Source organism: Kitasatospora sp. NPDC056184 (assembly GCF_042268405.1).
Lineage (GTDB): Bacteria > Actinomycetota > Actinomycetes > Streptomycetales > Streptomycetaceae > Kitasatospora.
Genome location: NZ_JBHJUI010000005.1, coordinates 302,764 through 328,534 on the forward strand (window position 1 = coordinate 302,764; position 25,771 = coordinate 328,534).

Genomic DNA, 25,771 nt, shown 5'->3' on the forward strand with positions numbered 1-25,771 from the left:
CAGACCGTCAGTCCGGCGCGCCGGAACCGTTCCCGGGCCCGTTCCCGGGCCCGGGCCCGTCGACCGCCCCGCGCTCCCGTTCGAGAACGGTCCGCAGTCGGTCGAGCGCCCGCCGCCGGGTGAGGGCCAGGGTGGAGCGGTGCACGCCGAGCAGGGCCGCGGCCTCCTCCAGCCCGTACCCGTCGAGGTCGACCAGCAGGACGGCGCGGGCCTGCTTCGCCGTCAGGCAGCCCAGCAGCCGGACGACCTCCCAGTGCGCCTGCAGCTCGGCCTGCCCGCCGGCCTCTCCGCCGAGCGCCTCGACGTCCTCCAGCGCCTCGAACGGCACCAGCCGGCGGTGGTCGCGGCGCCACTCGTCGCGCACGACGTTGACCATCGCGGTGAACGCGTACGCATAGGGCCGCGGATGGCCGAGGAAACGGGCGGGCCGCCGGGCGATCCGCACATACGCCTCGTGGACGACATCCCCCGCACCGAACGGATTTCCGACCAGCCGGGTGGCCGCCCGGTGCAGTCTGGGCAGCAATTCCGTGAACACCCGGTCGAATTCCGCGGATTCGGCCCCGGAACGGCCTTCCGGTTCCCCTTCGCCCCGACAACCCGGCGCGCTCCCCATGCCGCCCCCTCGGAAATCGGCACCCCGAAGCCCGGTTGGCCACCACCGACCGGAACACCCACGACGCACCTCGCGCCATGGTTCGCCGTCCTCCTGCCCGCTACGGATCCCGGTAATGCGTCATCATCGAAAAATGGCGGGGGAGAAACGGGGGAATTCCACGAGGGCGGTGCGGCACGCCGCACCGCCCTTCCCTCTCCCCCACCCGCCGATTCACCTGTCCACCGATTCGGCCGGTGATTCGCCCGGGTGTGAATCCGCTCATTCGCGCGGCGTCAGCCGTACCCGCATCGGGCTCTTCACCTGGAGCGTGATCCCCTGGCCGAGCCGCACCCCGCGGTCGATCGCCTCCAGGTCGAACTCCCGCAGCAGCGCGCCCAGCGCCAGCACCGACTCCAGCATCGAGAAGTGCTGCCCGATGCAGGCCCGCGGCCCGCCCCCGAACGGGTACCAGGCGTACCGGTGCCGCTCCTTCTCGCGCTCGGGCAGGAAGCGGTCCGGGTCGAAGCGGTCGGGCTCCTCCCAGTGGCCGGGGTGCCGGTGGGTCACCCAGGGCGCCAGGATCACCTGGGCGCCGGCCGGGATGACGTGCCCGTCGACCACCGACTCCTCCACCGAGCGGCGCCCCATCTGCGAGGCGGCCGGGTAGAGCCGCATGGCCTCCTTCAGCACCCGGGTCAGGTAGGGCAGCGCCTCCAGGTCGGCGGCTCCGGGCTCCCGGTCGGCGAGCACCGCGTCCGCCTCCGCCCGGGCCAGCCGGCGCTGCTCCGGGTGCTTGGCCAGCAGGAACAGCGCGAAGGCCAGCGAGGTCGCGGTGGTCTCGTGCCCGGCGAGCAGGAAGATCAGCACCTGGTCGCGCAGCTCGTCCGGGTCGAGCCGCTCGCCGTCCTCGCCGCGGGCCCGGGTCAGCAGCTCCAGCAGGTCGTCCGAAACGGCCGGCCCGTCCACGGCGTCCACGCCGCCGGCGGCGACGCCGGCGTCCGCCGTGCCGGAGCGTTCCGCCCGGCGGGCCCGCTCGGCGATGATCCGGTCGCACACCGCGTACAGGTCGCGGCGCGCCTCCGCGCCGCGCCGGTTGGCCGGCGTCGGCCAGGAGCGGGGCAGCCGGACCGGCGCGAACCCGCGTTCGAGGACGAATTCGCCCATCACCGGGAAGCTGCGGTGCACCACCTCCACCGCCGCCTCCACGTCCGCCCCGAACAGGATCCGGGAGACCGTGCGCAGCGCGAAGCGCGACATCTCCTCGGCCAGGTCGACCACGCCGCCGGGCGCCGCCCGCCACCGGTCGGCGAGCACCCGGCACTCCAGCCCGACGGCCTGCGCGTAGCCGTCCACCCGGCGGCGGGTGAACAGCGGCTGGATCAGCCGGCGCTGGCGCTGGTAGTCGCCGTCCTGGCTGGTCAGCAGGCCGTTGCCGAGACTCGTCCGCAGTTCGTCGTAGAAGCTGTTGTCCTTGCGGAAGTTGGCGGCCTGGCTGCCGAGCACCTGGTGCGCGCCCTCCGGGGAGAACACCGCGTAGAACTCCGCGCGCAGCCCGGGCGGACCGGCCACGAAGCGGACGACGTCGCCGTAGTCGCGTCGGGCGTCGAGGTACGTCCGCAGCGGGCGCCGCGTCAGGTCGAACAGCGATCCCACCAGGGGAAGGCCCAGCGGTCCCGGTATCCGCTTCGTGGCGGCGGCAGCAGCGGTGGCGGCAGCGGCAGCGGCGGTCTCTGTCATGTCCCCTCCTCGGTCGTGCTCCTCGGTACCGACCCAACGTAACTGAGTGGTAATCAGAGCAGAAGGAGCGCGCGGGGCGGCCCGGCGGGCGCTGGACGGCGCCCGCCGGATCGTTCACGCCCCTACTCGTACTCCGTACCGCCCTTGCGGGTGAGGTAGGCGTCCCCGACCGCCTTGGCGATGGCGCGTCCGCCCACCACCGGGCTGTGGCGCTCGACCAGCGGCCGGACCACCACGCCCTCGCGCAGGTGCAGCTCGCGCCCGGAGACCGTCTCGCGCCCCTGCGCGAGCGCCAGCACCGTGTCCACCGCGAACGGCCCGCGCCACAGCTCGGGCACCAGCGGCAGCTCCCCGTCCAGCAGCTCGGCCGCGGGCAGCCAGCGCAGCTGCCCGTCGACCACCGCCGAGACGTCGAAGGCCGCGTAGCCGGGCACCTCCCCGCGCCCGGACCCGCCGTAGGTGAGGTCCTGCACGCCCGTGCCGTAGACCTCGCCGAAGACGCCGACCCGCTCCGCGCCGAGCCGCTCGGCCAGCCGCGCCGCGACCCGCGCGACGCCGTGCGCCCGCACCGCCCGCCAGTACAGGTTGCGGCCGTCCTCGACGAGCGCCAGCCCCCGCGCGCCGACCCCCTTGGAGGAGACCTGCACCTCGCCGGTGGCGGCGTGGTAGGTGACCAGGCAGCAGCTGCCGTGCAGCTTCTCGGTCACCACGACGGGCTCGCCGGGCGCGAACACGTCCGGGAACCGCTTGAGGTTCTCGATGTCCACCCAGGGCAGCAGGTCCGGGGCCGGGACGACGTCGCCGCTCATCGTGGTGGGCACCTGCGGCTGCCACTTGGTGATGCCCAGCAGCGCCGCGAAGTCGTCGCCCCGCCCGGCGGCCGCCGCCAGGTCGGTGCCGGCCAGGGCCCCGGGCCGGCAGACGATGCCCTGCGAGAGCTCGCCGCGCAGCCGCACCGCCTTGACCCGGTCGGCGCCGCTCCCGGCGAGCCGGCCGGTCAGGCCCAGCTCGGCGATCAGCGGCGCGGGCAGCACGGCCTGCTCCGGGATGTACACGGCGTGGTCGCCGGTGCGATAGGCCCCCTTGGCGACCACCGCGCGGTACAGGCCGACCTGGGCGAGTTCGAGGGCGTCGGCGTTCGGGTGCTCCAGGATGGTCAGCCGCTCGGCGGTGACCCGCAGCGTGGACATGGGCGTACTCCTCCCCCTGGCTCGGCCGTCGGCCGGCGTGCGCGCGGGGCCGAGGGGACCGATAGGACCGATAGGACTGATGAGGACCGATGGGATGGCTGGGATCGATGGGACCAACAGGATCGACGGGATCCATGGGATCGAGGCGATCGACGGACCGAGGGGGCCACTCTCCCGCCCCGGTGCGTCCGGGCGCGAAGGGTTTTCGGCGGCCGCGCGGCGGCCCTTCCCCGTCCGAGGACCTTCCGACGGCCGGGACGCCGTGCGGACCTTCCCTCGCCCCTGCGACGGTACGGGCAGGGATCGGCTCGCATCTGCGGCACTATGATCGGCATAAAGGCCGCAGCTGCGGCCACGGCCCGCGCCCTTCCGGCGCGCCCAGGAGGGGAAGCGTAGGAATGACCGGAACGACCGTCCGCAGACTCACCGCCGCCGGCGCCGCGGCCCTCGTCCTCGCCCTCGGCGCCACCGCCTGCGGCAGCGACGGCGGCTCCGCCGACAAGAACGGCTCGGCGACGAGCACCGCCACCGACTCGGCCACCGGCCCGGCGGCGACGGGCGCCTCCGCCGGTGCTCCGAAGGCGTCCGGTTCGATCACCGTGTTCGCGGCCGCCTCGCTCAAGGAGACCTTCACCGACCTCGGCAAGAAGTTCGAGGCCGCCAACCCCGGTGCCAAGGTCGCCTTCAACTTCGGCGGCAGCTCCGCCCTCGCCGCCAGCATCAACTCCGGCGCCCCCGCCGACGTCTTCGCCGCCGCCAGCCCGGCCACCATGAAGACCGTCACCGACGCGGGCGGCGCCGCGGGCGCGCCGAAGACCTTCGTGCGCAACACGCTCGCCATCGCCGTCCCCAAGGGCAACCCCAAGCACCTCGCCGGCCTCGCCGACCTGGCCGCCCCCGGGGTGAAGGTCGCGCTCTGCGCCAAGGAGGTGCCCTGCGGCGCCGCCGCGCTGACCGCGCTCAAGGCCGCGAACGTCACGCTCACCCCCGTCACCCTGGAACAGGACGTCAAGGGCGCGCTGACCAAGGTCGAACTGGGCGAGGTCGACGCCTCCCTGGTGTACCGCACCGATGTGCGGGCCGATTCCGGGAAGATCGACGGCGTGGACTTCCCCGAAGCCGCCCAGGCCGTCAACGACTACCCGATCGCCGCGCTGGCCAAGGCGCCGAACAAGGACGGCGCCGCCGCCTTCGTCGCCTACATCCAGTCGCCCGAGGCGCAGCAGGTGCTGACCGCGGCGGGCTTCCAGGCTCCGTGATCCCCCGCACCGGCCGCCGTCGCGGCCACCCCGACGGCGGCAACGCACCGCGGGACCCCGTCGGTCCGCCGCGCCGCCGGGGGCGGCGGCGGGCCCACCGGGTACCGGTCGCCCTGCTGCTCCCGGCGCTGCTCGGGCTGGCGTTCCTCGTCCTCCCGCTGGTCGGGCTACTGGTCCGGGCGCCGTGGAGTTCGCTGTCGGAGCAGCTCACCAGCCCGCAGGTGTGGGAGGCGCTGCGCCTGTCGCTGGTCTGCGCGACGGCGGCGACCGGCGTGTCGCTGGTGCTGGGGGTGCCGCTGGCCTGGCTGCTGGCCCGGACCGAGCTGCCCGGCCGGCGGATGGTCCGGGCCCTGGTGACGCTGCCGCTGGTGCTGCCGCCGGTGGTCGGCGGTGTGGCGCTGCTGCTGGTGCTGGGCCGGCGCGGCATCGTCGGCTCCTGGCTGGACTCCGCGTTCGGCCTGACCCTGCCGTTCACCACCACGGGCGTGGTGATCGCCGAGGCCTTCGTGGCGATGCCGTTCCTGGTGATCAGCGTCGAGGGCGCGCTGCGCGCCGCCGACCCGCGCTACGAGGAGGCCGCCGCGACGCTGGGTGCCTCCCGGCTGACCGCCTTCCGGCGGGTGACGCTGCCGCTGATCGCGCCGGGGATCGGGGCCGGCGCGGTGCTGGCCTGGGCGCGGGCGCTCGGCGAGTTCGGCGCGACGATCACCTTCGCGGGCAACTTCCCCGGCCGCACCCAGACCATGCCGCTCGCCGTCTACCTCGCGATGGAGTCGGACCCGGAGGCGGCGATCGCGCTGTCGCTGGTGCTGCTGGTGGTGTCGATCGCGGTCCTGGCCGGGCTGCGCGAGCGCTGGATGTCCACGCCGTGACGCGGCCGGCCGTGATGCCGCCCGCCGCAGCGCCGCCCGCCGTGGTGCGCTCCCTCCTCCTGTCGGCCCGCAGCCCGGGCCCCGTCTCCGGAAGCCCTCGCCGATGACCCCGCCCAGCGCGCCCCCCACCGGGCCCGTCGCCGCTCCCGCCGCCTCCGGCCTGGACGCCCGGCTGCGGGTCGAGCGCGCCGCGTTCACCCTGGACCTCGCGCTCACCGCCGCCCCCGGCGAGGTGGTCGCGCTGCTCGGCCCCAACGGCGCCGGCAAGTCCACCGCCCTGCGCGCGCTGGCCGGCCTGCTGCCGCTCGGCGACGGCCACCTGCGGCTGGACGGCCGCGTCCTGGAGGACCCGGCCCGGCGGCTGCACACCCCCGCCGAGGAGCGCCCGGTCGGTGTGGTCTTCCAGGACTACCTGCTCTTCCCGCACCTGAGCGCGCTGGACAACGTGGCGTTCGGCCCGCGCTGCCGCGGCCGCTCCAAGCGCGAGGCGCGGGCCGAGGCGGCCGGCTGGCTGGAGCGGATGGGCCTGGCCGAGCACGCGGACGCCCGCCCGGGCCGGCTCTCCGGCGGCCAGGCGCAGCGGGTCGCGCTGGCCCGGGCGCTGGCCGTCCGGCCGCGGCTGCTGCTCCTGGACGAGCCGCTGGCCGCCCTGGACGCGCGGACCAGGCTCGACGTCCGGGCCCAGCTGCGCCGCCACCTCACCGAGTTCGAGGCGGTCGCGGTGCTGGTGACGCACGATCCGCTGGACGCGATGGTGCTGGCCGACCGGCTGGTGGTGATCGAGGACGGGCGCGAGGTGCAGTCCGGCGCCCCGGCGGAGATCGCGCGCCGCCCGCGCACCGACTACATCGCGCGCCTGGTCGGGCTCAACCTGTACCGGGGCACGGCGGACGGGCACCGGGTCACCCTGCCGCAGGGCGCCGTGCTGACGGCGGACGAGGAGCTGTCCGGGCCGGCGTTCGTCGCGTTCCCGCCGTCCGCCGTGACCCTGCACCGGACGCGGCCGGAGGGCAGCGCGCGCAACGTCTGGGAGCTGACGGTGGCCGGCCTCGACCTGCACGGCGACCAGGTGCGGGCCGACCTGGCGGGCGCCGTCCCGATGGCCGCCGACCTGACGCCGGCGGCGGCCGCGGAGCTCGGGCTCGCGCCCGGCGCGGCGGTCTGGGCCGCCGTCAAGGCCGCTCAGACGCACGCCTACCCGGCCTGAGGCGCGAGCCCGCCCGGCGTCGCGCGCCACGACGCGGGGGGGCTGCTCGGCGGGCTCTGCTCCGCGGCGTCACTCGCCGGGCACTACTCGATGGGCGCTACTCGGCGGGTGTCACGAAGCCCGACTCGTAGGCGAGGATGACCGCCTGGGTCCGGTCGCGCGCCCCGAGCTTCGCCAGCACGCTGCTGACGTGCGTCTTCACCGTCTGCACGCCGAGGAAGAGCTGCTCGGCGATCTCGCCGTTGGTCAGCCCGCGCGCCACCTGCCGCAGCACCTCGGCCTCGCGCTCCGTCAGGGCCGCCCGTGCCATCGTCGCGCGCGCCGACGCATTGCCCTGGCCGGCCGCGAGCCGGCGGATCTGGGCGGGGAAGAGCAGTGACTCGCCGGCCGCCACCAGCCGCACCGCCTGGGCGATCTCGGCGGGCCGGGTGCGCTTGAGCAGGAAGCCGTCGGCCCCGGCGCGCAGCGCCTGGTAGACGTAGTCGTCGACCTCGAAGGTGGTGACGACGAGGACCTTCGGCGCGCGGCCGCCGGGCGCGGCGCCGTCGCGGACCAGTTCGCGGGTGGCGGCGAGGCCGTCCAGCCCGGGCATCCGGACGTCCATCAGCACCACGTGCGGGCGCAGCCGGCGGGCCAGGGCGACGGCCTCGGCGCCGTCGGACGCCTCCCCGACCACCCGCAGGTCGCCCTGGGCCTCCAGCACGGCCCGCAGGCCGGCCCGGACGAGTTCCTCGTCGTCGGCCAGCAGAATGTCGATCATCACGCGCCCAAGCGTAGGGGGACCCGGACGGCCAGCACCCACGCACCGGACTCGGCACCCGCGGTGGCCTCGCCGCCGAGCAGCACGGCTCGTTCGCGGATGCCGCGGAGTCCCTTGCCCCCGCGGCGCAGTGAGCCGCCGGACCGGCCGGGCGCGGCGCCGTGCGGGGGCAGGCCGTTGACGCAGCGCAGTTCCAACCGGCCTTCGCGGACGGCGATCCGGACGCTGATCGTCTCGCCGGGCGCGTACTTGAGGGCGTTGGTGACGCCTTCCTGGACGATCCGGTAGCCCTCGCGGGAGAGCACGCCGGGGAGGCCGCCGGCCGGGACGTCGACGCTGGCCTCGACGGGGCTGCCGGCCGCCCGCGCGTGCTCGAAGAGGGCGGGGAGGCGGTCGATGCCCGGCCGTTCGCGAACCTCCTCGCCGCCCGGGCCGCCGGGACCGCCCGAGCCGGCCGACTCCGCCGGGCCTCCCGGGCCACCGGGGCCACCGGGTTCGCCCGGGTCGCGGAGCAGGGCGAGGGTGCGTTCGAGGTCGTCCATCGCCTGCCGGCCGGTCTCCTCGATGACTTCGAGCGCCTTGGCCGAGAAGGCCGGGTCGCCGACCTCGCGGGCCGCGCCCGCCTGGAGGACCGTCACCGTCAGGGCGTGGCCGATCGAGTCGTGCAGCTCGCGCGCCAGCAGGTTGCGCTCCAGCAGCCGTTCGGCGCGCAGCTCGGCGGCGGCCAGCAGATCGGCCGGCGACGGTCCCAGCAGCCTTACCGCCATCGCGAGTTGGAGCCGACCCGCCCAGACGACCAGCCAGCCGAGCCCGAACAGCAGCAGCGGCGCCGCCGCCGGCCCCCAGGGCAGGACGTCCCCGCCCGGCACCCGCACGCCGAACACGACCGGCTTCGACCGCACGACCAGGTCGAAGGCGGCGGCGGGCCCGAGGACCGAGGCGATGCCGACGACCCCGCCGAGGACGAACCGCCCGATCAGCCAGGCCGCCGTCCGCCGCCGGTCGGCCCAGCTCCGGGCGGGCTCGACGGCGATGTCCCGCTCGCGCTCGGGGACGAGCAGCAGCCGCGCCTGGACGCCCTCCGCCCGGCGCACCGCGGGCACCAGCGCGGACAGCGCCAGCAGCGCGACGTCCGCGGGCACCGCCCGCACCAGCACCTCGCCGAGGCCGCGCCCCTCGACGCCCGGATAGACCATCAGCATGACGCCGGCGAAGATCCAGCCGACCAGCAGGTGCAGCCAGCGCGCGTAGGTGACGGCGCTCAGCAGGGGCGCGAATATCCGGGGCATCGCGCCATCCTGCCAGGTCAGCGCCGCGCCCGGCCTCCTTCCCGGGAGGGAGGCGGATCCCCTCCCCAGCGGGATCCGCCGGACCGCCCCGCCGGGGTCCCATGGAGCCGTCGGAGCACGGAGAGAGGGAGGACTGACGTGATCAAGGTGGAGGGCCTCACCAAGGAGTACGGCGGGGCACGGGTGGTGGACGGCCTCGACTTCGAGGTCCGCCCGGGGGTGGTGACCGGCTTCCTCGGGCCCAACGGCGCGGGGAAGAGCACCACGATGCGGCTGGTCCTCGGCCTCGACCGCCCGACCGCCGGCCGGGCCCTCGTCGACGGCCGCCCGTACGGCGAACTGGACGCTCCGCTGCGGCGGGTCGGCGCGCTGCTCGACGCGAACGCCCTGCACGGCGGCCGCACGGCGCGCGGTCACCTGCGCTGGCTGGCCGCGAGCAACGGCCTGCCGGAGCGCCGGGTCGAGGAGGTGCTCGACCAGGTCGGGCTGGCCGATGCGGCCGGTCGCCGGGTCCGCGGCTTCTCGCTCGGCATGCGCCAACGTCTGGGCGTGGCCGCCGCGTTGATCGGCGACCCGCCGGCACTGCTGCTCGACGAGCCGGTGAACGGCCTCGACCCGGAGGGCATCCGCTGGATCCGCGCCCTGCTGCGCGGCCTGGCGGCCGAGGGGCGCGCGGTGCTGGTCTCCTCGCACCTGATGACGGAAATGGCCCTGACCGCCGACCATTTGGTGGTGATCGGCCGCGGCCGGCTGCTGGCGGACGCGGCGGCCCCGGACTTCATCGACCGCCACGGCCGCGCCAGGGTCCGGGTTCGGGCCGCAGACCCGGACAAGTGGGCGTCACTGGTGGGCCGTTCGGGCCTGGAGGCGCACCAGGCCGACGGCGGAGCCTGGGAGGTCACCGGCACGGCACCCGAGGATCTCGCGGCCCTGGCCGCCGCCGAGGGCGTGGTGCTGTACGAACTCGCCGTCCAGCAGGACTCTCTGGAGGAGGCCTTCCTGCGGATGACCGCCGACAGCGTCGAGTACCGGGCGGTGGCCGCATGACCACCACGACCACCACCACCGCAACCCGTGCCGCCACCGCGACCGCGACCGCCGCGACCGCCCGGAACGCGCTGCGTGCGGAGCGGATCAAGCTCACCACGCTGCGCTCGCTCTGGATCACGCCGCTCACCGCCCTGCTGCTCACCGTCGGCTTCACCACCGCCGTCGCGGCCGCCGTCGGCGCGACGGACGAGACCCTTGCCGCCGACCCGGGCATCGGCATCCACTACGGCCTCAACTTCGGCCAGGCGGCGCTGGTCTGCTTCGCCGTCCTGCTGCTCGGGCAGGAGTTCAGCACCCGCATGATCGGCGCCTCGCTGACGGCCGTCCCGCACCGCGGCCGGCTCTACGGCGCGAAGCTCGCCCTCGGGGCGGCCGTCGCCCTCGCCGTCGGCCTGCTCGGGACGGCCGGCTCGTTCGCCGGCTATGCCGTCTTCGTGCCGCACGCCGGGAACGACGACGCCCTGGTGCGCAGCATCACCGCGGGGGTGCTCTACCCGGTGCTGCTGGTGGTGCTCTGCCTCGGGCTGACCGCCGTCCTGCGCAACCTCACCGCGGCCATGGGCCTGCTGCTTCCGGGCGTCTTCCTGCTCTCCCCGCTGCTGTCCGGCGTCCCGGGCGTGCGCCTCGCCGCGCAGTTCCTCCCGGACCGGGCGGGCCAGTACGCGCTGCGCTACGCCGAAGACCCGCAGGTGGCGTACGGCCACTGGACCGGTCTGCTGATCATGGCCGTGTGGGCGGGCGCCGCCGCGTACGGCGGCCTGCGAAGCCTGCGCCGCCAAGCGATCTGACGCTTCGTCACGCCACGCCCGACCGGCCCGCCATGCGCAACCGACGAGTTGCACATGGCGGCCGGAACATGCGACCCTCGGACAACGGATCGAGGAGGTTCACGGCATGGTCGCCGACAGCATCGAGCGGGAGATCACCATCGCGGCGCCGCGCGAGCGGGTCTGGGAAGTGCTCACCCAGGCGGAGTTCCTGGGCATCTGGTTCGGCACGGGCGCCCCCGCGCAGATCGACCTGCGCCCCGGAGGCCGGATGCTCCTGGACCACGGCGTCCACGGGGCACTGGCGGCACGGATCGAGCGGGTGGATCCGCCCGCCGTCTTCGCCTTCCGCTGGTCACAGGGCGCCGCGGGCGAGGAACCGGGCGCGGGCAACGCCACCCTGGTCACCTTCACCCTGGCCACCGAACCGGGCGACCACACGCGGCTGCGGATGGTGGAGAGCGGCTTCGCCTCCCTCACCCTTCCGCACGAGACGGTCCGCACCCGCTCCCGGCAGAACGGCACGGGCTGGACCCGCAAGCTCACCGACCTCGCCTGCCACACCGAGCGCCTCACGCTCCGCCGGTGACGGCTGACAACTGACAGATTTCAGCTGACAGATAACAGAATCTGTTATCTGTCAGCTGTCATTTGTCAGCCGCGCAGAGCCGGGTGGTCCGCCACCACCGTGCAACTACCGGGGGCGATCTCGGTGAAGCCCGCGTCCTGCACCAGCGGCAGCCCGCTCGCCACCAGCTCCGCCCACGCCTGCGGCGTCGCGGTGCGGACGGCGAGCGCGAAGCCGCTCTCCGCCCAGTCCTTGCGCTGCGCCTCGTCCAGCCGCCACCAGGCGAGCTGGGCGGCGTGGCCGGTCTGCGCCATGGTCTTGCCCGCGCTCATCTCCAGCTCCGGGTTCAGCCAGAGCACCGGCACACCCGGCGCCGGGGCGTCCAGGGGACCGCCCTCCTCCAGGTCGGTGCCCGACACCTGGAGCTTGGCGAGCTCCTTCGGCCAGCCGTCCAGCGGCACCGGCGGGAACACCCGCACCTCCGCCTCCCGGCCGGCCACCGTGATCCCGGGCAGCTCCCCGGCCCGGCGCCACTCACCGCCGCGCGCCCGCCGGACCACCTTGCGGATCCGCGCGTCCTCCCAGGCCGCGACCCGCTCCGCCCACTCGCCCTCCGCCCCGGCGACCCGCGGGTCGTCGAGCAGGGTCAGCACCGCGCGCGCCGAGGTCTCCAGCGCGTCGGTCCGCCCGGGCGGTGTCGCACGCTCCAGCCGCACCACCAGCGGCAGCACGTACTGCGGCCGGGCGTCGCGGTCCTCGGGCGTCGGGTCGGGAACGGGGGCGTCGAACGGAGAAGTCACCCGTCCAGCATGCCAGCCCCCGCACCACCGCGATCACCGCGGTCCGCCGGCGGCCGCTCAGCGGCGGTAGCCGCGCTGCGCGTCCCGCTCCTCCGCGTCGTCGTAGGTCAGGAACCAGCCCTCCGGATGGGTGGCCGTCAGCAGCAGCTCGGCGCGCTGCTCCGCGGTCAGCTCCGGATCGCCGTCGTCCGGCCCGTAGACGCCGAACAGCTCGTCGTGGCAGCCGTCCCAGTCGTAGTCGTACAGGTCCGCCGGCAGGTCGCCCATCATGTCGGCGACCGACTCGGGCTGCGCGCCGAGCAGCGCCCGGGCGTCGACCAGCGCCATCCGCAGCGCGATCTCCTCCGCCAGGCAGCGCGGCAGCGGCCACTCGCCGAGCGCGAGGTCGTCGGCGAGGTCGTCGAAGGTGCGGGCCATGGCGCGGCGCCAGCCCCGGTGCAGCCGCCAGGTGCGCTGCGGCAGCCGCCCGAACACCGTCCAGTCGGCCTCCTCGCCGTCGGTGACCGGCTCGTCCTCGTGCTCGTCGAGGTCGTCGTAGGCGGCGTCGGCCAGCCCGAGCAGCTGGGCGTGCAGGAGACAGGCGGTGCGCGGGGTGAGCGTCCAGTCGCCGGCCGCGCCGCCGCCCTCCTCCTCGTCGCCGTCCAGCGGGAACAGCTCGGCGAAGTCGGGCGCGAAGTCCTCGGTGACGCTGATCTCCAGCGTGCCGCCGACCGCCTCGACCCCCGGGATCGCCGCCACCAGCCGGTCCGGGTGGAGCAGCGCGCCGAGCGCCGCGTTGGCGTCCTCGGCCACCTCGCGCAGCAGCTCACGGCGCTGCCCGGCCGGATCGATGCCCTCGAAGTCCAGCTCCTCGACGGCCGCGATGGCCGCGGCGCGCAACGCCGGCCAGTTCGTGATCCGCAGGCCCAGGACCACCGTCGCCTCGATCTCCTGCGCGCCGGAGTCCTCCGCCGCGCCCGGCCCCTGTGGATGATCGCTTCGCTCGCCCATGGGGCTACGGTACGGCTTTTCGGCCCTCCGATCACCGGTCTGTTCCGGCTACCCTACGCGTTCTCGCCGTTACCGCCCCGCGCGTTCCCGCGCACGCCCCGCGTGCCACTGTTCGACGGCGTCCGAACTCCCGGCAGGATGGGCCCCATGGCAAACATCGACGAGTACGGCGGCGGGCAGCGCCCGGACGCCCAGGTGCTGGTAGTGACCACCAACGACATCCCCGGCTACCGGGTCGACCACGTGATCGGCGAGGTCTTCGGCCTGACCGTGCGCAGCCGGCACATCGGCAGCCAGATCGGCGCCTCGCTGAAGTCGCTGGTCGGCGGTGAGCTGCGCGGCCTGACGAAGACCCTGGTGGAGAGCCGCAACGAGGCCATGGAGCGGCTGGTCGAGCAGACCAAGGCGCGCGGCGGGAACGCGGTGCTGATGTTCCGGTTCGACGTCACGGAGGCGGCGGACGTCGGCACGGAGGTCTGCGCCTACGGCACGGCGGTGGTGATCTCCCCGGCCACGGCCTGACCCCGGCGGGCCGCGGCCGCCGGCGGGCGGGGGTGCTCCCGGAACGGAATCCCCGGTTGCGGGGGTCCCGGGAACACCGCCCGCCCGCCGGATGTTTCACGGGCGTGACTGTTTACGGTGCAACCACCTCCGGTCCGGCGGCCGACGGCGCGCCGGACGACGCGGGACGCCGGGTGGACGTCCTGGTGATCGGCGCGGGCCAGGCGGGCCTGTCCGCCGCCTACCACCTGCGCCGCCGCGGCTTCGCGCCGCACCGCGCGGACACCGACGGCGGGTTCGTCGTCCTGGACGCCGACGACGCCCCCGGCGGTGCCTGGGCCCACCGCTCGCCCTCCCTGCGGATGGCCACCGTGCACGGCTTCCACGACCTGCCCGACGTCGAACTCCCCGAGCCCGACCCGAACGCGCCCGCGCGCGAGGTCGTCCCGGGGTACTTCGCGGCGTACGAGGCGCAGCACGCGCTCCCCGTCGTACGCCCCGTCAAGGTGCTCGCGGTGCGCTCCGCGTCCGCCCGGCCGGACGCCCGGCTGCTGGTCGAGACCGACTCGGGCACCTGGTCCACCCGGGCGCTGATCAACGCCACCGGCACCTGGACCCGGCCCTTCCTCCCCCACTACCCCGGCCGCTTCGCCGGGCGCCAGCTGCACTACGCCGCCTACCGGGGCCCGGAGGAGTTCGCCGGCAAGCGGGTGCTGGTGGTCGGCGGCGGGGCCTCGGCGATCCAGGTGCTGTCGGAGGTCGCGGCGGTCGGCGAGACCGTCTGGGTCACCCGCACCCCGCCCGTCCACCACGACGGCCCGTTCACTCCCGAGTACGGGCGCGCGGTGGTCGCCAAGGTCGAGGAACGGGTCCGCCAGGGGCTGCCGGTGCGCAGCGTGGTGAGCGTGACCGGGCTCGGCCCGTCGGTCGCCTACCGCCGGGCCGAGGAGCTGGGCGCGCTGCACCGCCGTCCGATGTTCGACCGCCTCACCGAGCACGGGGTCGCCTGGGGCGACGAGGAGCTGGCCGTCGACGCGATCGTCTGGGCCACCGGGTTCCGTCCCGCGGTCGGCCACCTCGCGCCGCTCGGCCTGCGTGCGCCCGGCGGCGGGATCGCCCTCACCGGCACCCGCGCCACCGCCGACCCGCGGGTCCACCTGGTCGGCTTCGGCCCGTCCGCCAGCACCGTCGGCGCCAACCGGGCCGGCCGGGCGGCGGTCAACGGGATCGTCGGGCTGCTCGGCGCCCCGGCTCGGGACGGGGCCGCGGTAGCGGTGGCGGTGCCGGTCGGCGGCTGACCGGACACCGGTTCCGGCCGGGCCTCACCGCGCCCGCGGGGGCCCGTCCTGCGCGGCGGCCCAGGCGCCCAGCTCCCGCACCGCCGCGTGCAGCGACGCGCCGAGGCCGGTCAGCGCGTACTCGACCCGGTACGGGGACTCGGGGCGGGCGGTGCGGCTCACGTACCCCTCGGCCTCCAGGGTGCGCAGCGCGCGGGTCAGCATCCGCCGGCTCAGGTCGGCGACCGCGCGGTCCAACTCGTTGTAGCCGTGGGGACGGTCGGCGAGCAGGCAGATCAGCAGGACGCTCCAGCGGTCCCCGATCCGGTGCAGCACCGCCGTCGCCGGGCACGTCGCGCGGTCCTGCGCGGTGACCGGAACGCGGTCCTGCGCGGTGAGCGGCGCACGGTCCTGCGCGGTGAGCGGCGCGGGGGCCGGGGTCCGGTCCGTGCCAGTGGACATGGATGTTCCTTCTTTCGACGACCCGCCGGACCCGCCCATGATCGCTCCAGGACGTCGTCGCAGTCGAGGAGTTCACATGTTCGCAGTCACCGGCTCCGCCGGGCGGTTCGGCCGGTCGGCGCTCGCCGCGGTACTCGACCTGGCCGCCGGCCGGACCGGCACGGTCGCCCTCACCCGCGATCCGGCCCGGGTCGGCGCGGACCCGGACCGGCCCGGCCTGTCCGTCCGGCAGGCCGACTTCGCCCGTCCCGCCACCCTGCCGCCGGCGCTCGCCGGGGTCCGGCGGCTGCTGCTCGTCAGCACCGAGCGCTCGCCCCGCCGGTTCCACCTGCACGAGGCGGCCGTCGAGGCGGCCGTCGCCGCCGGGGTGGAGCACCTCGTCTACACCTCGGTGGTCCGCGCCGCCGACCCGGGCAACCCCGTCCCCGAGGCCGCCGACCACCGGCGCACCGAGCGGCTGCTCGCCGGATCCGGCCTGGCGCACACCGTCCTGCGGTTCAACGTCTGGCCGCAGATGCTGCTGCTCTCCGGCCTGGCCCGGCTCGCGGTGGCCCACGGGGAGCTGCCCAGCAGCGCCGCGCACGGCCGGGTCGGCTACATCACCCGGGAGGACACCGCCTGGGCCGCCGCCCGCGTCCTGACCGGCGCCGTCGAGGCCGTCGGCGCCGTCGCCCCCGCACCGGGCGCCACGGGAACGGTCCTGGACGTGACCGGCCCGGGCCTGACCGACGCCGAGGTCGCCGCCGCGCTCGGCGGGGCCACGGGACGGCCGGTGCGGCACCGCCCGGTGGCCGACGCGGACGTCCCCGGCGCGCTGACCGCGCTCGGCGTGCCCCCGGCCCTGGCGGCCGGCTGGGGCGAGAACGACCCGTTCCGCCGCCAGGGCTGGTTCGACGTCCCCGACGACGGCACCACGCGGCGGCTGCTCGGGCGCGCCCCGGTCACGCTCGGCGCGTTCTTCGCCGCCCACCGCGCGGAGCTGCTGGCGGGAACGACCTGACGGGCCGGCCCGCCCGGTCGCCGCCGGACCGGCCGCCCGGTCAGCGGTCGTAGTCGACCGTCACCTTGTCCGTGACCGGGCGGGCCTGGCAGGTGAGGACGTAGCCGGCCGCCAGTTCCTTCTCCTCCAGCGCGAAGTTGCGCCGCATCTCCACCTCGCCCTCCGTCACCAGCGCCCGGCAGGTGCCGCAGACCCCGCCCTTGCAGGCGAACGGCAGGTCGGGGCGGGAGCGCTGCGCACCGTCCAGGATGGAGCGGTCGCACGGCAGCGACAGCGTGCTGCCGCGCCCGTCCAGGACGACGGTGACCTCGCTGCGCCCGGCCGCCCCGTCGGCCGCGCCCGGGGCGTCCTCCGCCCGCTCGGCGACCGGCTCGTCCTCGGCGTGGAACAGCTCCTGGTGCACCCGCTCCGCCGGGACGCCCAGCGAGGCCAGCAGCTCCTTGGCCCCGGCGACCATCCCGAACGGCCCGCAGAGCCACCAGTGGCCGACCGCCGCCGTGTCCACCAGCGCCGCCAGCAGCGCCCGGACCCGCTCCGGGTCGAGCCGGCCGCTGAGCAGCTCGGCGTCCCGGGTCTCCCGGGAGAGCACGTGGACCAGCTGGAAGCGGCCCAGGTAGCGGTCCTTCAGGTCGGCCAGCTCGTCGGCGAACATCACGGTGTCGCTGCGCCGGTTGCCGTAGAGCAGGGTCACCGTGGAGGTGCGGTCGGCGGCCAGGACGGAGGCCGCGATCGACACCATCGGCGTGACGCCGGAGCCGGCCGCCAGCAGCACGTGGTCGGCGGGCTCGGCGAGGTCGGGCGTGAACAGGCCGGACGGCGTCAGCACCTCCACCTCCTCCCCCGGCCGGGCGTCGCGCACCAGCCAGCGGGAGAACAGCCCGCCCGGCACCTCGCGCACGGCGATGCGCAGCGGACCGCCGGCGGGGGCGCAGATCGAGTACGAGCGGCGCTCGTCGACGCCGTCCACCACCCGGCGCAGGGTCAGCGTCTGCCCCGGCCGGAACGCGAACGCCTCCGCGAGCCCGTCCGGCACGGCGAAGGTCACCGCGGCGGCGTCCTCGCAGAGCCGCTCCAGCCCGGCGATCCGCAGCACGTGGAAGGTCGGACGGCGGGCGGGGCGCACGGCGGGCGGCTCCGCGGCGACGGACGGCGACGCGGAGGGCTCCGTGGAGGGCTCCACGGCCGGGACCGGGGTCGGCTCCGCGGCCGGGGCGGCGGGCAGTTCCGCGGACGGGACGGCGGCCATTCAGATCTCCTTGACGCGTTCGAAGGGCTCGCGGCAGTCCCGGCAGCGCCACAGCGCCTTGCAGGCGGTGGAGCCGAAGCGGGACAGCTCCTCGGTGTCGGTGCCGCCGCAGAGCGGACAGGTGACGGGCCCGGCACCGGTACCACCGGCACCACCGGCACCACTGGCGCCACCGGCGACCGCGAGCCGGGTGGGGCCGAGGCTCAGCGGCGTGCTCCCGCCGCCGACGCTCCCCACGGCGGCAACGGCCGCGGCGCCGGGCCGGGGCGGGGCGATGCCGGCCTCGGCCAGCTTGCGCCGGCCCTCGGGGGTGATCAGGTCGGTCGACCAGGGCGGGTCCAGCCGCAGCCGGACCCGGACGTCCGCGAACCCGGCCGCGCGCAGCCGCCGGTCCACGTCGGCGGCCATCTCGGCGACCGCCGGGCAGCCCGAGTACGTCGGGGTGAGCCACGCGGTCACCGCGCCGCCGTCCTCCGCGACCTCGGCGAGCACGCCCAGGTCGGCGAGGGTCAGCATCGGCAGCTCCGGGTCCGGCACGGCCGCCGCCACCGCCCAGGCGGCCCCGCCCGCCCCGTCCGACGCGCGCGTCCCGGCCACGGCCGTCACCACGTCGCGCCCGGGTGCGCGCGGGCCACCACCTGCAGTTCGGCGAGCAGCGGGCCCAGCGCCTCGGTGTGCACCCCGTCGCGCCCGGCCCGGCCGCCGACGGCCGCCAGCCCCGGCACGTCCGGCACCGTCAGCCCGGCCTCGGCGCACACCGCCGCCACCGAGCGCAGCACCGGCTCGCGCAGCGCCGCCGGGTCCGCCCCGACCCGCAGTTCCACCGAGTGCGCGGTGAACAGCTCCTCCACCAGCGGCCACACGGCGTCCAGCCCGGCCTGCATCCGCGCCGCCGAGTACGGCGTGCCGTCGCCCAGCCGCAGCGTCCACGCCGCGGCGTACTCGCGGTGGTACGCCAGCTCCTTCACCCCGCGCGCCGCGACCGCCGCCAGCACCGGGTCGGCGTGGCCGGCCAGCGCCTCGTAGAGCGCGCCGCGGGCCGTGGCGAACAGCAGCAGGCGGGCGATCGAGAACGCGAAGTCCCCGTTCGGCGCCTCGACCAGGCGCACGTTGCGGAACTCGTGGTCCTCGCGCCAGTACGCCAGCTCGTCCTCGGTGCGCCCGGTGCCGTCCGCCTGCCCGGCACGGGTGAGCAGCTGGCGGGCCTGGCCGAGCAGGTCGAGGCCCAGGTTGGCGAGCGCGACCTCCTCCTCCAGCTCCGGCGCGCGGGTGCACCACTCGATCAGCCGCTGGGCGAGGACGAGCGCGTCGTCGCCCAGCATCAGGCAGTACGCCGCGAGGTCGGCGCCGTCCAGGCCGGGCGGCACGGTGGTGTCCACGCCGAGCAGCGGGTCGGCGAAGCCCGTCCCGTACGCCCAGCGGCCCTCGCCCTCGGGCTCGGGGGACGCCTCGGCGAGGCTCAGGTACACGTGGTCGTCGGTCATGGTTCGGCTGCTCCCGGTCAGATGTGCGGGACATCCTCGGGGATGTCGTAGAAGGTCGGGTGGCGGTAGACCTTGTCGCCGCTGGGCGCGAAGAAGGGGTCGCGCTCGTCCGGGGTGGAGGCCGTGATCGCGTCGGAGCGGACCACCCAGAGGCTGACGCCCTCGTTGCGGCGGGTGTAGAGGTCGCGGGCGGCGAGCAGGGCCATCCGGTCGTCGGCCGCGTGCAGCGAGCCGACGTGCACGTGGTTCAGGCCGCGCCGGGGGCGCACGAACACCTCGTAGAGCGGCCAGCCGGCCTTGGACTCGGTCACTTCCCGTTCTCCTGTTCCGCGTGCCCCGCCGTGTGCCGTGGCGCTTCCGTGGTCCTGTCGGCGGTCCCGCCGCCGGTCCCACCGCTGGTCCCGCTCGTGGTCCCGCCGGTGGTCCCGTTCGCGGTCCCGCCGCCGGTCCCGTCCGTGCTCCCGCCGGCCTCGGCGCGGCGCTTCGCCGCGTACGCCGTGGCCGCCTCGCGCACCCAGGCGCCGTCCTCGTGCGCGGCCCGCCGCCGCTCCATCCGCTGGGCGTTGCACGGGCCCTCGCCGTGGATGACCCGGTTCAGCTCGGACCAGTCCGGCTCGCCGAAGTCCCAGCCGCCGCGCTCCTCGTTCCACCGCAGCTCCGGGTCGGGGAGGGTGACACCGAGGTGCTCGGCCTGCGGGACCGTCATGTCGACGAAGCGCTGCCGCAGCTCGTCGTTGGTGTGCCGCTTGATCCGCCAGGCCATCGACCGGGCGGTGTTCGGCGAGGCGGCGTCCGAGGGGCCGAACATCATCAGCGACGGCCACCACCAGCGGTCCACCGCGTCCTGGACCATCCGGCGCTGGGCGTCGGTGCCGCGCATCAGCGTCATCAGCAGCTCGTAGCCCTGGCGCTGGTGGAACGACTCCTCCTTGCAGATCCGGACCATCGCGCGGGCGTACGGGCCGTAGCTGCAACGGCAGAGCGGGACCTGGTTGCAGATCGCGGCGCCGTCGACCAGCCAGCCGATCACACCGACGTCGGCGAAGGTGAGCGTCGGGTAGTTGAAGATCGACGAGTACTTCTGGCGGCCGGCGATCAGCTTCTCGGTGAGTTCGGCGCGGTCCACGCCGAGGGTCTCGGCGGCGGCGTACAGGTACAGGCCGTGGCCGGCCTCGTCCTGGGCCTTGGCGAGCAGGATCGCCTTGCGCCGCAGGGAGGGGGCGCGGGTGAGCCAGTTGCCCTCGGGCTGCATGCCGATGATCTCGGAGTGCGCGTGCTGGGCGATCTGGCGGACGAGGGTGGCCCGGTAGGCGTCGGGCATCCAGTCGCGGGGCTCGATGCGCTGCTCCGCGGCGATGACGGCCTCGAACGCCTCCTCGGGCGACGCCCCGGGCCGCTCGGCCACCTCTGCTGTCACCACGGTCCCCTTTCGCTGGCTGTGTCCCCGCCCGGTGCGGGGCCGGCGCCGCCCGTCACCGCCCGCCGACGGCGATCGACGGCAACCGACCAACCGTTCGGTCGGTTCCATTGTGCGCGGAGAGGGGGCGGCTGACAAGGGAGCACCGCCGATGGCGGGCGGGTCCCGGTACGGACCCTGCGCCGGGCCCCGGCGGCACGGCGCCGAAAACCGGTGGCCCGCACCCGGCCGGCGGGGCGAGACTCCCGGCATGACCCTGCACACGGACGAGATCCCGGCCGACGAGGACCTGGTCCGGTCCCTGCTGGAGGCGCAGCGGCCGGAGTGGGCCGCCCTCCCGCTGGCGCCGGCCGGCGCGGGCACCGACAACACCATGTACCGGCTCGGCGACGACCTGCTCGTCCGGCTGCCGCGCACCCCGGACGGCGCCCGGTCGCTGCGCAAGGAGCAGGAGTGGCTTCCGCGGCTGGCCCCGCTGCTCGGCCGCGCCGTCCCCACTCCCGTCCACCGCGGGGCGCCCGCCGCGGCGTTCCCGCTCGCCTGGTCGGTCCACCGCTGGATCGACGGTACGGAGGCCGGGCCGTCGAGCGTCCGGGACTGGGCCGCGTTCGGCGGCGACCTCGCGGCGTTCGTGCGGGAGCTGCACGGCCTCGACCTGATGGGCGCCACCCGCGCCGGCGACCTCAGCTGGTACCGGGGCGGCTCGCTGCGGGACGGCGAGGAGTGGATCGGCCGCTGCCTCGCCGACTGCCGCGCGCTCGCGGGGGCCGGCGGGAGCGGGGAGCTCGACGTCGACGCGCTGGAGCGGCTCTGGCGGGCCGGTCTCGCGCTGCCCGATCCGTCCGGGCCGCACGTGTGGCTCCACGGCGACCTCAAGCCCACCAATCTCCTGGTCCGGGACGGCGCGCTGCACGCGGTCATCGACTTCGGCTGCCTGTCGGTCGGCCACCCCGACGCCGAGCACGCGACCGTCTGGGACCTGCCGCCCGCGGCGCGCCGGGCCTACCGGGAGGCGCTGGACCTCGACGAACCCACCTGGGTCCGCGCCCGCGCCTGGGCGATCGCGGTCGGCGCCAGCGGGATCTCCTACTACTGGCACACCTACCCGGCCTTCGTCGCCGAGTGCCTGGCCCGCCTGGGGGCGATCCTCGCCGAGGACTCCGGCCCCGTCCCCGCTTCCGGCTCGACCTCCGATTCCGGCTCCGTCCCCGTTTCCGGCTCGACCTCCGATTCCGGCTCCGTCTCCGCTTCCGCCGGCGCCGCCGGGCCCTCGGTCCGGGACCCGGCGGCGCCGCGCGGCGGAGGCGTCACGCCGTCATGAAGTCCCGCACCCGCAGGGCCCGCTTCACGATCCGGACGTCGCCGATGTACCCGTGGAACACCTTGTCCAGCACGCCCGCGTACGCGTAGCCGCCCAGCATCCACGGGCGCCCCAGCGTGGCCAGCCCCACGGCCGGGGTCGCCGGGTTGCGGGCCACCTCGCAGCCGTCGACGTACATCCGGCTGAGCTTTCCGTCGTTGACGACCGCGACGTGCCACCAGCGGTCCAGCGGCAGCTGGTGGCCCCAACAGGTCGAGCCCCCCGTCTGGTTGACCGGGTAGACGCACCACTGCAGGGCGGGCGCCTCGGAGAGGCTGAGCGTCACGACGGGCTCGTCCGCGTCCGTCCCCGGGCCGCTCCTGCCCGCCTCGCCCGCCGTTCCCCACCGGCTGAGCAGGGCGGACCAGCGGCTCTGCCCGGAGTCCCAGTCGGCGGGCAGCTTGCAGAAGGCCTCGACGGTGAACCCGCGCTCGAAGGTCTCCCGGTTCAGCGGCGCGGTGGGCGCGGTCTCCAGGTAGGCGCCGCGCACCGGCGAGAGGGTGCCCCTGAACAGCAGGCTGCCGTGGGCCGGCTGGTCCGGGTGGTGCTCGGCGGACCAGGTGAGCGCGCCGTCGGGGGTGCCCGGGGAACTGCGCCAGAACAGGTCGTTGCCCTGCCCCGCCAGGTCCTTGACGACCTGCTGCGCGGAGACCGCCGTGCCGTCGCCGCCGCCGTCGAACCGCCAGTACGCCGCGGTGTCCCGGACCAGCAGCTCGGCCGCCCGGCGCGCCGGGCGCCGCGGAGCGGGCGCGAAGCCCGCGAAGCGCCGGTCGAAGTCGATCGCCAGCGAGAAGCGGTCCACGTCGGAGGTCAGCTCGACCTGCTGCGCCGCCAGCGTGTTGCGCTCCTCGGCGGCGATCTCCTGGATCCACGGCGAGAAGGTCGACACGTCGACGGTGTTCCGGTCGAGGTCGAAGCGGTACGCCCGGATCATCGCGGCGCCGCCGTAGTAGCGGTCCTGGTAGTTGGTGATGTGGACGTGGACGTCGTGGCCGGCCCTGTTCTTCAGCACGGTGCGGCCGGGCGGCCAGTAGTGCCCGTTGACGGTGAGGAAGATCTGGTCGTTGCCGCTGATCAGCCGGTCCCAGAGCTTCCTGCCGTAGTCGGACAGCTCGGCCCGGCCGGCGTCGTCGGCGTACGCGAGGTCGTGGGTGGTCAGGATCACCGGGACCTTCGGGTTGGCGGCGATCACCGCGTTGGCCCAGTCGAAGCCCGCGTCCGAGAGCCGCCAGTCCAGCGAGAGCAGCATCCACGGGCGGCCGCCCGCCGTGACGATGTGGCAGGTGTTGTAGCCGTCCGGGCTGGAACTGTGGTAGCCGGAGGTGCGGGCGGCCCGGGCCTTGCCGAACGTCTCCAGGTACGGGGTGCTGCCGCGCCGGTCGTCGGTCGAGGAGCGGACGTCGTGGTTGCCGGCGAGCACGCCGTAGGCCGCGCCGGCGTCGTCCAGCAGGCCGAACACCTTGGTCACGGCGGCGTACTCGACGGCCAGCCCGTTCTCGGTGACGTCGCCGAGGTGGGCCAGGAAGACGATGTTGTCGTCCGTCCCGTCCTCGCGGTTGACGCCGCCGTCGAGCACGTAGCGGATCGAGGCCTCCACCGGCGCCGGGTGGATCCGGTCCTGGTCGAACAGGTACTGGGTGTCCGGCATGACGACGACGGTGAACCGCCGGGCGTCCGGGTCCGGCTGCCAGCGCCCCTTCCCCTTCGCCTTCCCCGTCTTCCCCGCCTTCCCCGGCTCCGCCCCGGGCCCGCCGGCCGGCTCGGAACCGGCCGCCAGGGCGGGCGCCGCGCCGAGCAGGCCGAGCCCCGCCGCCGAGGCCCCGGCGCCCAGGAGGCCCGCCCCGCGCAGGAACCGGCGCCGACCGGCCGCGGCCGGTCCGTCCCCGTCGAGGTCGGCGGTCCGCGGGCACTCGCACTCGTGCCCGGACTCGTGGATGTCGTGCATGTTCGCTCCCGAAGTGGTCCGGGCCACGACGGTAGGCATCGGGTCTGGTCGGAGATCATCGACCGGGCCACGCGCCGCTGAACAGCGGCCGAACCCGGCGGGCGGCGCTCCGGGCGGCTGGGGGCGGACGGCGGTCGGCAGATCCCTCGATCTGCCGACCGCCGTCCGGGCCGGATGCCCACCGCCCCGTCAGCCTCCGGTCACCGGCAGCCGGTCATCGGCGGTCGGTCATCGGCCTCCGGCCATCCGCTCGTGTCATCGGCGGCCGTGGGCGACCGTGGGCGGCCGTTCCGCGCAGCCTCCCGCTCACCCCTCCGACCGGTCGCGCAGCCGCGGGAGCGGGACCGCCAGGAGCGCCGCCAGCAGGGCGATCCGCGGCGCCAGCTGGTCGATGCGGATGTGCTCGTGCCGGGCGTGCGCGCCCCCTCCGACGGCGCCGAAGCCGTCGAGCGTGGGCAGTCCGCGCGAACCCGGCAGGTTGGTGTCGCCGGCGCCGCCCGCCGGACCGCCGTCCAGCTGCTGTCCGAGCACCGCCGCGAGGGAACGGACGTGGCGCAGCAGCGGATTCCCGGAGCGCTCCGGCCAGGCCGGACGGCTGGACAGCACCTCGGTGCGCACCCGGGCGCCGGGCCTGAGCGCGGTCAGCCGGGCGAGGTTGTCGAGGGTGCGGCGTTGCGCCTCGGTGGTCGCGAAGCGCAGGCCGAGTTCGGCCTCGGCCCGGCCGGCGACCACGTTGGCGCGGCTGCCGCCGCTGATCCGGCCGGCGTTGAGCTCGGTGCCGGGCAGGCTGACCAGGCCGCGGACGGCGACCAGCTGGTCGACGAGCTCGTCGACCGCCGACACCCCCTCGGCGGCGTCGTTGCCCGCGTGCGCCTCGCGTCCGGTGACGGTGAGCCGGACACGGGTGGAGCCGCGCCGGGCGGTCTTGAGCCGACCGTCCGGGTGCGGGGGTTCGAGGCCCAGCACGGCTCCGGCTCCGCGCAGTTGGCGTTCGACGAGGCGGCGGCCGTCCGGGCTTCCGACCTCCTCGTCGGAGACCACGACCAGCCGCACGGTGCGGTGCGGGCGTTGGCCGAGGTCGGCGAGGAGTGCGAAGGCGCCTTCGAGGATGGCGAGTCCGCCCTTCATGTCGACGACGCCGGGTCCGCTGAGGGTGCCGTCCTGTTCGGTGACCGGCCAGTCGGTGAGGATGCCGGCGGGCCAGACGGTGTCGTGGTGGCCGACCACGAGCAGGTGCGGCAGGCTCTCGTCCCGGCCGTCCCACTGGAGGACCAGGTGGTCGCCGGCCGGACCGGGCTCGCGTTGGACGGTGGCCCCGGTGGCGCGGAAGCCGGCGGCCAACTCCTCCGCGAGGGCATCGAGTCGGGGTGCGTCTCCGCTGGGGGATTCGATCCTGGCCAGGTCCGCGCAGCGTCTCCGGACGGCTCCGGCGAGGGTGCGGGCGCGGGTGGTGAGGGCCTGCGGCAGACCGGGAAGCGCGGCGGTGGGGCCGGGTTGGCCCTCGCTGTCGGGGACGGCCGGAGCGTGGGGGGCCGCTGCGACGGGTGGTGCGGCGGCGGGTGCGGGGGTGGCCGGTGCGAGGGCGGTTCGGGCGGTGCCGGTTCTGGTCGTGCCGGGCACGGCCGCGCCGGGTGCGGCGTCGGCGGTCCTGGCCGGGTCGGTCCTGGTCGGGTCGGTCCTGGTCGGGTCGGCCGTGGTGACGGCGGAGGCGGTGACGGTCGCGGTGGTGACGGTCGCGGTGGTGACGGTCGCGGTGGTGGAGACGCCGGTGGGGGTGTTGACGGTCGGGGCGGCACAGGCGGGGGTGGTGCCGGTTCCGGTGATGGTGCCGATGGTGCCCTGGGTGGTGGCGGCGGCAATGGCGGTGGGAGCGACGGCGGTCGTGGGGTCCGCCGTCGCGGTGGACGGGCGGACGGTTCGAGGACTCAACGCTCGCCTCCCCGGCCGCCGCCGGTATACAGCGGCCGGTCGGGTCGGCCGGGCAGGGTCGCC

Annotated in this window: 25 protein-coding genes; 10 read left to right on the top strand and 15 right to left on the bottom strand. The window is 75.7% G+C overall.

Going from position 1 to position 25,771, the window contains the following annotated elements; genetic code table 11:
• Positions 1-7: 7 nt before the first annotated feature.
• The 3 genes from ACFC0B_RS13340 to ACFC0B_RS13350 all read right to left on the bottom strand — a co-directional run bounded on the left by ACFC0B_RS13340 (position 8) and on the right by ACFC0B_RS13350 (position 3,525).
• Positions 8-538, bottom strand: a complete 531-nt coding sequence (locus ACFC0B_RS13340) for an RNA polymerase sigma factor (protein ID WP_376085654.1) — start codon at positions 536-538, stop codon at positions 8-10.
• A gap of 339 nt (positions 539-877) precedes the next feature.
• Positions 878-2,335, bottom strand: coding sequence for a cytochrome P450 (locus ACFC0B_RS13345; RefSeq protein WP_376085657.1), 1,458 nt, complete (start codon positions 2,333-2,335; stop codon positions 878-880).
• Positions 2,336-2,457: 122 nt separating this feature from the next.
• The gene (locus tag ACFC0B_RS13350) at positions 2,458-3,525 is read right to left on the bottom strand and encodes an RNA ligase (ATP) (RefSeq protein WP_376085660.1); all 1,068 of its coding nucleotides are present in this window, start codon (positions 3,523-3,525) and stop codon (positions 2,458-2,460) included.
• A gap of 398 nt (positions 3,526-3,923) precedes the next feature.
• On the opposite strand from ACFC0B_RS13350, the gene modA reads away from it, so the two are divergent.
• The 3 genes from modA (at position 3,924) to ACFC0B_RS13365 (ending at position 6,863) form a co-directional block, all read left to right on the top strand.
• Entirely contained in the window at positions 3,924-4,784 is an 861-nt protein-coding gene (modA, locus tag ACFC0B_RS13355; RefSeq protein ID WP_376085663.1) for a molybdate ABC transporter substrate-binding protein, read from the top strand.
• Entirely contained in the window at positions 4,781-5,656 is an 876-nt protein-coding gene (locus ACFC0B_RS13360; RefSeq protein ID WP_376085666.1) for an ABC transporter permease, read from the top strand. The genes modA and ACFC0B_RS13360 overlap by 4 nt, the downstream gene beginning before the upstream one ends.
• A gap of 103 nt (positions 5,657-5,759) precedes the next feature.
• A complete protein-coding gene (locus ACFC0B_RS13365) occupies positions 5,760-6,863 on the top strand; it encodes an ABC transporter ATP-binding protein (RefSeq protein ID WP_376085669.1) in 1,104 nt (367 codons plus the stop codon).
• Positions 6,864-6,960: 97 nt separating this feature from the next.
• Here ACFC0B_RS13365 and ACFC0B_RS13370 read toward each other — a convergent pair whose 3' ends face one another.
• The gene (locus ACFC0B_RS13370) at positions 6,961-7,623 is read right to left on the bottom strand and encodes a response regulator (protein WP_376085986.1); all 663 of its coding nucleotides are present in this window, start codon (positions 7,621-7,623) and stop codon (positions 6,961-6,963) included.
• On the bottom strand, positions 7,623-8,912 hold the full coding sequence (locus ACFC0B_RS13375) for a sensor histidine kinase (protein ID WP_376085672.1): 1,290 nt from the start codon (positions 8,910-8,912) through the stop codon (positions 7,623-7,625). Before ACFC0B_RS13375 ends, ACFC0B_RS13370 begins: the two co-directional genes overlap by 1 nt.
• Positions 8,913-9,050: 138 nt before the next feature.
• On the opposite strand from ACFC0B_RS13375, the gene ACFC0B_RS13380 reads away from it, so the two are divergent.
• The 3 genes from ACFC0B_RS13380 (at position 9,051) to ACFC0B_RS13390 (ending at position 11,318) form a co-directional block, all read left to right on the top strand.
• The gene (locus ACFC0B_RS13380) at positions 9,051-9,959 is read left to right on the top strand and encodes an ABC transporter ATP-binding protein (protein ID WP_376085675.1); all 909 of its coding nucleotides are present in this window, start codon (positions 9,051-9,053) and stop codon (positions 9,957-9,959) included.
• Entirely contained in the window at positions 9,956-10,750 is a 795-nt protein-coding gene (locus ACFC0B_RS13385; RefSeq protein ID WP_376085678.1) for a hypothetical protein, read from the top strand. Before ACFC0B_RS13380 ends, ACFC0B_RS13385 begins: the two co-directional genes overlap by 4 nt.
• 106 nt (positions 10,751-10,856) lie before the next feature.
• Positions 10,857-11,318, top strand: a complete 462-nt coding sequence (locus ACFC0B_RS13390; RefSeq protein ID WP_376085681.1) for an SRPBCC domain-containing protein — start codon at positions 10,857-10,859, stop codon at positions 11,316-11,318.
• Between the two features lie 65 nt (positions 11,319-11,383).
• Here the strand turns inward: ACFC0B_RS13390 and ACFC0B_RS13395 are convergent, their stop codons facing one another.
• Together ACFC0B_RS13395 and ACFC0B_RS13400 are read right to left on the bottom strand one after the other, a co-directional pair.
• On the bottom strand, positions 11,384-12,097 hold the full coding sequence (locus tag ACFC0B_RS13395; protein WP_376085684.1) for an aminoacyl-tRNA hydrolase: 714 nt from the start codon (positions 12,095-12,097) through the stop codon (positions 11,384-11,386).
• Between the two features lie 57 nt (positions 12,098-12,154).
• On the bottom strand, positions 12,155-13,087 hold the full coding sequence (locus tag ACFC0B_RS13400) for a hypothetical protein (protein ID WP_376085687.1): 933 nt from the start codon (positions 13,085-13,087) through the stop codon (positions 12,155-12,157).
• 147 nt (positions 13,088-13,234) lie between these two features.
• Here ACFC0B_RS13400 and ACFC0B_RS13405 point away from each other — a divergent pair, with 147 nt between their 5' ends.
• Both ACFC0B_RS13405 and ACFC0B_RS13410 read left to right on the top strand, forming a co-directional pair.
• Positions 13,235-13,609 carry a YbjQ family protein gene (locus ACFC0B_RS13405; protein ID WP_045938048.1) on the top strand — a complete coding sequence of 125 codons (375 nt, stop codon included), beginning with the start codon at positions 13,235-13,237 and terminating at the stop codon, positions 13,607-13,609.
• A 173-nt stretch (positions 13,610-13,782) separates the two neighbouring features.
• Positions 13,783-14,886: a flavin-containing monooxygenase gene (locus ACFC0B_RS13410; protein WP_376085988.1), complete on the top strand. Its 1,104-nt coding sequence runs from the start codon at positions 13,783-13,785 to the stop codon at positions 14,884-14,886.
• A 24-nt stretch (positions 14,887-14,910) separates the two neighbouring features.
• Here ACFC0B_RS13410 and ACFC0B_RS13415 read toward each other — a convergent pair whose 3' ends face one another.
• A complete protein-coding gene (locus tag ACFC0B_RS13415) occupies positions 14,911-15,327 on the bottom strand; it encodes a winged helix-turn-helix transcriptional regulator (RefSeq protein ID WP_376085690.1) in 417 nt (138 codons plus the stop codon).
• A 76-nt stretch (positions 15,328-15,403) separates the two neighbouring features.
• Here ACFC0B_RS13415 and ACFC0B_RS13420 point away from each other — a divergent pair, with 76 nt between their 5' ends.
• Entirely contained in the window at positions 15,404-16,327 is a 924-nt protein-coding gene (locus ACFC0B_RS13420; RefSeq protein ID WP_376085693.1) for an NAD(P)H-binding protein, read from the top strand.
• Between the two features lie 40 nt (positions 16,328-16,367).
• Here the strand turns inward: ACFC0B_RS13420 and paaE are convergent, their stop codons facing one another.
• Genes paaE through paaA form a run of 5 tightly spaced genes read right to left on the bottom strand, consistent with a single transcriptional unit; the run spans position 16,368 to position 20,585 of the window.
• On the bottom strand, positions 16,368-17,573 hold the full coding sequence (gene paaE / locus ACFC0B_RS13425; RefSeq protein WP_376085696.1) for a 1,2-phenylacetyl-CoA epoxidase subunit PaaE: 1,206 nt from the start codon (positions 17,571-17,573) through the stop codon (positions 16,368-16,370).
• Positions 17,574-18,170, bottom strand: coding sequence for a 1,2-phenylacetyl-CoA epoxidase subunit PaaD (gene paaD / locus ACFC0B_RS13430; protein WP_376085699.1), 597 nt, complete (start codon positions 18,168-18,170; stop codon positions 17,574-17,576). It abuts the gene before it with no gap.
• 5 nt (positions 18,171-18,175) lie between these two features.
• Positions 18,176-19,057 carry a 1,2-phenylacetyl-CoA epoxidase subunit PaaC gene (paaC, locus tag ACFC0B_RS13435; protein ID WP_376085702.1) on the bottom strand — a complete coding sequence of 294 codons (882 nt, stop codon included), beginning with the start codon at positions 19,055-19,057 and terminating at the stop codon, positions 18,176-18,178.
• A gap of 17 nt (positions 19,058-19,074) precedes the next feature.
• Complete coding sequence (paaB, locus tag ACFC0B_RS13440) at positions 19,075-19,368, bottom strand: 1,2-phenylacetyl-CoA epoxidase subunit PaaB (RefSeq protein WP_030391930.1); 294 nt, start codon at positions 19,366-19,368, stop codon at positions 19,075-19,077.
• Positions 19,365-20,585, bottom strand: a complete 1,221-nt coding sequence (gene paaA, locus ACFC0B_RS13445; protein ID WP_376085705.1) for a 1,2-phenylacetyl-CoA epoxidase subunit PaaA — start codon at positions 20,583-20,585, stop codon at positions 19,365-19,367. The genes paaB and paaA overlap by 4 nt, the downstream gene beginning before the upstream one ends.
• Positions 20,586-20,724: 139 nt before the next feature.
• On the opposite strand from paaA, the gene ACFC0B_RS13450 reads away from it, so the two are divergent.
• On the top strand, positions 20,725-21,795 hold the full coding sequence (locus tag ACFC0B_RS13450; RefSeq protein ID WP_376085708.1) for an aminoglycoside phosphotransferase family protein: 1,071 nt from the start codon (positions 20,725-20,727) through the stop codon (positions 21,793-21,795).
• Here the strand turns inward: ACFC0B_RS13450 and ACFC0B_RS13455 are convergent.
• Positions 21,782-23,779 carry a LamG-like jellyroll fold domain-containing protein gene (locus ACFC0B_RS13455; protein ID WP_376085711.1) on the bottom strand — a complete coding sequence of 666 codons (1,998 nt, stop codon included), beginning with the start codon at positions 23,777-23,779 and terminating at the stop codon, positions 21,782-21,784. The two genes, ACFC0B_RS13450 and ACFC0B_RS13455, sit on opposite strands and share 14 nt — an antisense overlap.
• A gap of 306 nt (positions 23,780-24,085) precedes the next feature.
• Positions 24,086-25,708 carry a M20/M25/M40 family metallo-hydrolase gene (locus ACFC0B_RS13460; protein WP_376085713.1) on the bottom strand — a complete coding sequence of 541 codons (1,623 nt, stop codon included), beginning with the start codon at positions 25,706-25,708 and terminating at the stop codon, positions 24,086-24,088.
• Between the last annotated feature and the right edge of the window lie 63 nt (positions 25,709-25,771).

Coding starts and splice junctions, on each gene's coding strand:
- ACFC0B_RS13345 (WP_376085657.1), bottom strand. CDS start 2,335: ATGACAGAGACCGCCGCTGCCGCTGCCGCCACCGCTGCTGCCGCCGCC.
- ACFC0B_RS13350 (WP_376085660.1), bottom strand. CDS start 3,525: ATGTCCACGCTGCGGGTCACCGCCGAGCGGCTGACCATCCTGGAGCAC.
- modA (WP_376085663.1), top strand. CDS start 3,924: ATGACCGGAACGACCGTCCGCAGACTCACCGCCGCCGGCGCCGCGGCC.
- ACFC0B_RS13365 (WP_376085669.1), top strand. CDS start 5,760: ATGACCCCGCCCAGCGCGCCCCCCACCGGGCCCGTCGCCGCTCCCGCC.
- ACFC0B_RS13370 (WP_376085986.1), bottom strand. CDS start 7,623: ATGATCGACATTCTGCTGGCCGACGACGAGGAACTCGTCCGGGCCGGC.
- ACFC0B_RS13375 (WP_376085672.1), bottom strand. CDS start 8,912: ATGCCCCGGATATTCGCGCCCCTGCTGAGCGCCGTCACCTACGCGCGC.
- ACFC0B_RS13385 (WP_376085678.1), top strand. CDS start 9,956: ATGACCACCACGACCACCACCACCGCAACCCGTGCCGCCACCGCGACC.
- ACFC0B_RS13390 (WP_376085681.1), top strand. CDS start 10,857: ATGGTCGCCGACAGCATCGAGCGGGAGATCACCATCGCGGCGCCGCGC.
- ACFC0B_RS13400 (WP_376085687.1), bottom strand. CDS start 13,087: ATGGGCGAGCGAAGCGATCATCCACAGGGGCCGGGCGCGGCGGAGGAC.
- ACFC0B_RS13405 (WP_045938048.1), top strand. CDS start 13,235: ATGGCAAACATCGACGAGTACGGCGGCGGGCAGCGCCCGGACGCCCAG.
- ACFC0B_RS13415 (WP_376085690.1), bottom strand. CDS start 15,327: ATGTCCACTGGCACGGACCGGACCCCGGCCCCCGCGCCGCTCACCGCG.
- ACFC0B_RS13420 (WP_376085693.1), top strand. CDS start 15,404: ATGTTCGCAGTCACCGGCTCCGCCGGGCGGTTCGGCCGGTCGGCGCTC.
- paaE (WP_376085696.1), bottom strand. CDS start 17,573: ATGGCCGCCGTCCCGTCCGCGGAACTGCCCGCCGCCCCGGCCGCGGAG.
- paaC (WP_376085702.1), bottom strand. CDS start 19,057: ATGACCGACGACCACGTGTACCTGAGCCTCGCCGAGGCGTCCCCCGAG.
- paaA (WP_376085705.1), bottom strand. CDS start 20,585: ATGGAACCGACCGAACGGTTGGTCGGTTGCCGTCGATCGCCGTCGGCG.
- ACFC0B_RS13450 (WP_376085708.1), top strand. CDS start 20,725: ATGACCCTGCACACGGACGAGATCCCGGCCGACGAGGACCTGGTCCGG.
- ACFC0B_RS13455 (WP_376085711.1), bottom strand. CDS start 23,779: ATGCACGACATCCACGAGTCCGGGCACGAGTGCGAGTGCCCGCGGACC.